At 62.2% G+C, this 6,395-nt stretch carries 5 protein-coding genes; all 5 read left to right on the top strand.

Annotated elements, in window-relative coordinates; translation table 11 throughout:
* The coding region (locus K7W03_RS26275; RefSeq protein ID WP_222887839.1) for an error-prone DNA polymerase at window positions 1–2,761 on the top strand (2,761 nt) is incomplete at its 5' end.
* Between the two features lie 288 nt (window positions 2,762–3,049).
* Window positions 3,050–4,306 (top strand): pilus assembly protein TadG-related protein, encoded by a 1,257-nt coding sequence (locus K7W03_RS26270; protein WP_222887837.1) that lies wholly within the window; start codon window positions 3,050–3,052, stop codon window positions 4,304–4,306.
* A complete protein-coding gene (locus K7W03_RS26265; RefSeq protein WP_222887827.1) occupies window positions 4,303–4,776 on the top strand; it encodes a TadE/TadG family type IV pilus assembly protein in 474 nt (157 codons plus the stop codon). The genes K7W03_RS26270 and K7W03_RS26265 overlap by 4 nt, the downstream gene beginning before the upstream one ends.
* Window positions 4,773–5,153 (top strand): TadE/TadG family type IV pilus assembly protein, encoded by a 381-nt coding sequence (locus K7W03_RS26260; protein WP_025551710.1) that lies wholly within the window; start codon window positions 4,773–4,775, stop codon window positions 5,151–5,153. Before K7W03_RS26265 ends, K7W03_RS26260 begins: the two co-directional genes overlap by 4 nt.
* 114 nt (window positions 5,154–5,267) lie before the next feature.
* The gene (locus K7W03_RS26255; protein WP_025551712.1) at window positions 5,268–6,308 is read left to right on the top strand and encodes a rod shape-determining protein; all 1,041 of its coding nucleotides are present in this window, start codon (window positions 5,268–5,270) and stop codon (window positions 6,306–6,308) included.
* Window positions 6,309–6,395 lie beyond the last annotated feature (87 nt).

Here is a 6,395-nt window from a genome sequence, read left to right as displayed (position 1 = left end):
GCGGCGGCTGGCGCAGTTCAAGGCCTTGTCCGTGGCGGCGGGCGTGCCTTTGCTGGCGACCATGGACGCGCTCTACGCCAGTCCGGCGCAGCGTCCCCTGCAGGATGTGCTGAGCTGCATTCGCGAAGGCACCGGCATCGCCAGGGCAGGGCGCCTGCTGGAGGCGAATGCGGAAAGGCATATCCATGACCCTGCCGAAATCGCCCATCTGTTCCGCGATTGCCCGGAGGCAGTGGCGGAAAGCGGACATTTGCTGAGCCGGGTGCATTTCACGCTCGACCAGCTTGCCTATGAATATCCCCATGAACCGGTGCCGGAAGGATGGACGGCGCAGCAATGGCTGGAGGAACTGACCTGGTCCGCCGCCCATGCCCGCTATGGCGCGCGTCTTCCCCTGAAGGCCCGCGAGACACTGGAAAAAGAATTCGAACTGATCGCCAAGCGCAACTATGCCTATTATTTCCTGACCGTGCATGACATCGTCGCCTTTGCCCGGACCAAGGGTATCCTTTGCCAGGGACGCGGATCGGCGGCGAACAGCATGGTCTGCTTCCTGTTGGGCGTGACATCCATCGATCCGCTCAAGCACGACCTGCTCTTTTCCCGCTTCGTATCCGAAGATCGCAACGAACCGCCCGACATCGACGTCGATTTCGAACATGAGCGGCGCGAGGAGGTGATGCAATATATCTACGAACGTTATGGCCGCCATCGCGCCGGGATCGCCGCGACCGTCATCCATTACCGTTCGCGCAGCGCCGTGCGGGAAGTGGCGAAGGCGCTGGGCCTTAGCGAGGATGTGTCGGCCCGCCTCTCCAGCACGGTGTGGGGCAGTTATTCGAGCGACATGAACGATGCGCGGATCGTGGAGGCGGGCTTCGCGCTCGACAATCCGCAGATCGCGCAGTTGAAGGCGATTGTCGACCAGTTGCTGTCAGAGCCCTTTCCGCGCCATCTTTCGCAGCATGTGGGGGGCTTTGTGCTGACGCAGAACCGGCTGGACGAGACGGTGCCGCTGCATCATGCGGCGATGGAGGATCGCAGCTTCATCGAATGGGACAAGGATGACATCGACGCGCTCGGCCTGATGAAGGTCGACGTGCTGGCGCTGGGGATGCTGAGCTGCATCCGCCGGGCGTTCGACCTGATGCGGGAACAGGGGCTGGGCGATCACCAGCTGACGGTCGATATGGAGGCGGCGGACGAAGCCGTCTACGACATGCTGTGCAAGGGCGACAGCATCGGCGTTTTCCAGGTGGAAAGCCGGGCGCAGATCAACATGCTGCCCCGTCTGAAGCCACGCTCCATCTATGACCTGACCGTGCAGGTGGCGATCGTTCGTCCCGGGCCGATCGAGGGCAATATGGTCCATCCCTATCTGCGGCGGCGATGCGGGGATGAGAAGGTCGAATATCCCCGGCCGTCCCCCCATCATGGACCAGCCGATGAACTGGAGAAATTGCTGGGCGAGACTTATGGCGTGCCGCTGTTCCAGGAACAGGCGATGAAGCTTGCGATCAAGGCGGCAGGTTTCGAGCCGGCGGAGGCCGACGCCCTGCGCCGCGCCATGGCGACCTTCCGCAATGTCGGCACGATCCATCATTTTCGCGAGAAGATGATCAGGGGCATGGTGGAGCGGGGCTATGAGGCGGAGTTTGCCGAACGCTGCTTCAAGCAGATCGAGGGTTTCGGCAGCTACGGTTTTCCCGAAAGCCATGCCCTGTCCTTCGCGCGGCTGGTCTATGTGTCGGCCTGGATCAAATGCCATCAGCCGGCGGTGTTCGCCTGCGCGCTCCTCAATTCGCAGCCCATGGGTTTCTACGCCCCGGCCCAGATCGTGCGCGATGCGCGGGAGCATGGCGTCACCGTGCATGATGTCGATGTGAATATGAGCGGGTGGGACAATGCTCTCGAACCGCTGCTGCGGTCGCGGGACGACGGTCGGGGCGAGGGGGCGGGGCGGGCCCTGGCGCTGCGCCTTGGACTGCGGCAGGTGGATGGTTTTCGGGAGGATTGGGCGAAGCAACTGGTTGCGGCGCGAAAGGAAGGGCTGTTTTCCACCATGGAGGATCTGGCGCGCCGGGCGGGATTGCCGGCGCGGGCCTTGCGGTTGCTGGCGGACGCCGATGCCTGCCGCTCGCTGGGGAAGGACCGGCGGGCTGCCCTGTGGGAAGCGCGGCGGGCGCCTTCGGACGAATTGCCGCTGTTCGCCGCCGCCAAGGCGCAGGAACTGGGGGAGGAGCCGGATGCGATGCTGCCTGCCATGGCTTTGTCCGAGCATGTCGAGGCCGATTATCTGGTGACGCGCCTGTCGCTCAAAGGGCATCCGATGCAATTCCTGCGCCCGGTCTTCGCGGCGGAGGGCGTGCTGAGCTGCGCCCAGATTTCGGCGGCGAAGAACGGAGCCCTGGTGAAGACGGCCGGCGTGGTGCTGGTGCGGCAACGGCCGGGCAAGGGCAATGCGGTCTTCATCACTATCGAGGATGAGACGGGAATCACCAATATTCTTCTATGGGCGCGATTGTTCGAAATGCAGCGGCGTCCGGTCATGGCGTCGCGGCTGATGCTGGTCGAAGGGGAAGTGCAGCGCAGCAAGGAAGGCGTCGTCCACCTGATGGCTTCCCGCGTGCATGACAGGACCGCGGAATTGTCACGGCTTTCGCAAGCGGATGTGCAGGAGGCTTCCCGCACGCGCCAGAGGCACGCTTCAGGACATCCGCGCAATGTGCGGATATTGCCGCAATCGCGGGATTTTCATTGAGACTGAAGGGTGGTTGAGCTTGTCGTTCCAGAGAGGAGAGAGGCGAGAAAATCTCAGTTATTTTCAAAAATACATAGAAATATTTCATCCTATACTATAGTTTTTCGGTATTATTTCGAATATAGATGCGAAAATAAATCAATTAATTTCTATCTATATTGATATAACTAAAGTTATATACTATTCAGTATAACTAATTTATGTTAGAAAATCATATTTCATTAACCGATAATATTTAAAACCCCGCCTGTGATCTGGAGCGATGCTCCACGCAGGAAGGGAATGGGAATGTTCGGCAGAGCGGTGGGGCGGTTGCTGCGGGACAGGACGGGCAATGTCCTGATGATGGCTGCAGCCTCCATGCCAGTACTGGTCGGCGCGGCGGGCCTGGCGACAGACACGGTGCAATGGACCCTCTGGAAACGACAGATCCAGCGCCAGGCGGACAGCGCCGCGCTGGCTGGAGCCTATGCGGTCGCGCAGGGCTTCAGCGCGTCGGACAGCGCGACATCGGACATCAACCGCATGTCATTGGTCACCCTGACGCAAACCCCGACGATCGAAAATGCGCCGACGACAGGTTCCTATGCCGGCAACAGCAAGGCGGTGCGCGTGGTGCTGCAAACCTCGGCGGAGCTGCCCTTTTCGAAGATATTGGGGGTGAAAGCGCCGGTCATCTATGGCGAAGCGACCGCAGCCGTGGTGGGCAGCGGTGACTATTGCGTCGTCTCGCTCGAAAAGACGAGTGCGGTCGGCATCACGCTCCAGGGCAATGCCACGGTCAATCTGGGCTGCGGCATCGCCACCAATTCGCGGGCATCCAACGCCGTCTATGCAGGCGGCAGCAGCGTGGTGACGGCAAGCCCGGTGGCGGCGGTGGGCGGGCTCTCGTCCAGTTCCAACTATGCCACTGGTACCACGCTGATGCCCTACAGCTTACCGGTGATGGACCCCTATGCAGGGTTGCCCACGCCTACTGCGGCGAATTTGACGGGTTGCAACAAGAAGCTCACCGCCAAGAACGGGGAGACCCAGCCCTATTCGCCGGGTTGTTATAATAATATCGACATCAAGGGGACGGTCAATCTGGCTCCGGGTGTTTATTATATTGACGGCGGCACCTTCGATGTCGGTGCACAGGGGGTACTCAACGGCACCGGCGTCACCATCATCCTGACCAGCAGTAACGCAGCCAATAACCCCAGTTCCATCGCCAACGTCAATATCAATGGCGGTGCGACGCTCAACCTGAAGGCGCCGACGGACCTCAGTGACCCTTATCATGGCGTCCTCTTCTACCAGGACCGACGCGCACTGGATTCGCAAACCAACACGATCAACGGCAATGCGAGTTCCGTCCTGCAGGGCGCTTTCTATTTTCCGGGCCAGGCGCTGTCCTTCAGCGGCACATCGGGCATGACCACCGACTGCGTGAAGATGGTGGGCAAGCGCGTCACCTTCATCGGGAACAGCAATATCGTCAATCAATGCAAAGATACGGGAGTCGATAAATTCACGGCCACGCTGGTGAAGCTGGTGGGATGATGAAGCGGCTTCTCTCCGACCGATACGGCAACAGCACCGTCGAACTGGCGATCATCATGCCGGTCCTGGTCCTGCTGACCTTCATGGCGGGGGATGTCGCCATGGCGTTCAAGGCGAAGATCGGGCTCCAGCGCGCGGCGGAGCGCACGGCGCAACTGGCGGCTGCGGGCGGCTACACCAACGACACCACAGACACTTCGAAGGCCTATAATAATCTGGCCGCAGACGCCGCTGCAGCAGCCGGCGTTCCGACCGGCAACGTCACCGTCACGCCCACGCTGCTCTGCGACGCCACCGTGCAGACCGCCAGCCCGGAGGTTCCTTGCCCCGACGGCCAGCAGACGAAGCGCTATGTCGCGATCAGCATTTCAGGAAGCTATACGCCGATGTTCGCGAAACTTGCCCTCGGCAGCAGATGGTCGTCCCAGGGCATCGCGCTCACCGGCTCGGCCTCGGTGCGCCTGCAATGACGCGCCTGATACGCGACCAGCGCGGCGCGGCGGCGATCGAATTCGTTCTCGCCGTGCCGCCCTTCATCATGCTGCTGATGGGCGCGCTGCAACTCGGCATCATCGCCTGCGCGCGCACCGGCCTGCAACATGCGGTCGACGAAGGCGCGCGCTATGCCAGCATCTTTCCCAGGCCCACCGACGCTGAGATCATCGCCAAGGTGAAGAGCCGTGAATTCGGCCTCGACCCGACCTACACCAACGATCCGACGGTCGTGCAGGGCACGCAATATGGCGTTTCCTACAGGGAAATCACCATGACCTATTCCCGGCCATTGAATTTCATCCTTTACCAGACCCCGGCCATATCGATCAGCTATACCCGGCGAGCCTATTAACGCCTCAACTGGCCCCGGATACCGGACGGGCTGTCGCACCCTGCTTCTGCTTGGAGAGGGGGCTGTGCAGGGGAGGCCATCCCGCTTCCCCTGCACAGATTGTCCGCCATTCGCATGAAACTGCCGCGCTTCTTTTCCTCTTCCGCCTGCGACATGGCCATCGACCTCGGCACCGTCAACACGGTCATCTATGTGCGCGACCGGGGTATCGTCCTCAACGAACCCTCCGTCATCGCGATCGAGACGCGCGACGGCATCCGCAAGGTCAAGGTGGTCGGCAACGAAGCCAAGCTGATGATGGGCAAGACGCCGGCCGGCATCCAGGCGATCCGGCCGCTGCGCGACGGCGTGATCGCGGACATCGACGTGGCCGAGCAGATGATCAAGCATTTCATCGACAAGGCGCTGAACGGCGCCAACCGCTTCGGCCGCCGCCATGAAGTGGTGATCTGCGTACCGACAGGTTCCACCATGGTTGAACGCCGCGCCCTGCGCGACGCCGCCTCCAACGCGGGGGCCTATCGGGTCCAGCTGATCGAGGAACCCATGGCCGCCGCGATCGGCGCCGACCTGCCCGTCACCGAGCCGCGCGGGGCGATGGTGGTCGACATTGGCGGCGGGACGACGGAGGTCGCCGTCCTGTCCCTGCGGGGCATCGCCTATAGCAGCTCGGCACGGGTCGGTGGCGACAGGCTGGACGATGCCATCGCTTCCCACATTCGCCGCACGCATAATCTGATGATCGGTGAAGCGACGTCCGAACGTGTGAAATGCGAACTGGGCGCCGCGACCTCACCCGATGGCGAAGGCCGCCGGATGACGGTGAAGGGCCGGGATCTGGTGAACGGCCGCCCCGCCGAAATGTCGATCAGCGAGGCGGAAATCGCGGATGCGCTGTCCGAGCCGGTCGGCCAGATCAAGATGGCGGTGATGACCGCGCTGGAACAGACCGCGCCGGAACTGTCCGCCGACATCATCGAGGAAGGGATCACCCTGACCGGCGGAGGCGCGCTGCTCCGGCGTCTGGACGAAGCGTTGTCCGACGCGACCGGACTGCCCGTCACGGTCGCGGACAAGCCGCTGATCTGCGTGGCCATGGGCGCAGGCCGGGCGCTGGAAGACCGCGCCTATGACGGTGTGCTGACGGTTTCCTGACATCCGCCTGCCGTAAGTGACGGCAGGAATGGGTGGAATCAGGACATTCCCCCTCCCGCAGGCGGGAGGGGGTTAGGGGGCTGTCTC

This window comes from Sphingobium sp. PNB, assembly GCF_019873065.1.
In the GTDB taxonomy this organism is placed as follows: domain Bacteria; phylum Pseudomonadota; class Alphaproteobacteria; order Sphingomonadales; family Sphingomonadaceae; genus Sphingobium; species Sphingobium fuliginis.
This window is presented reverse-complemented; position numbering and strand designations above follow the sequence as displayed.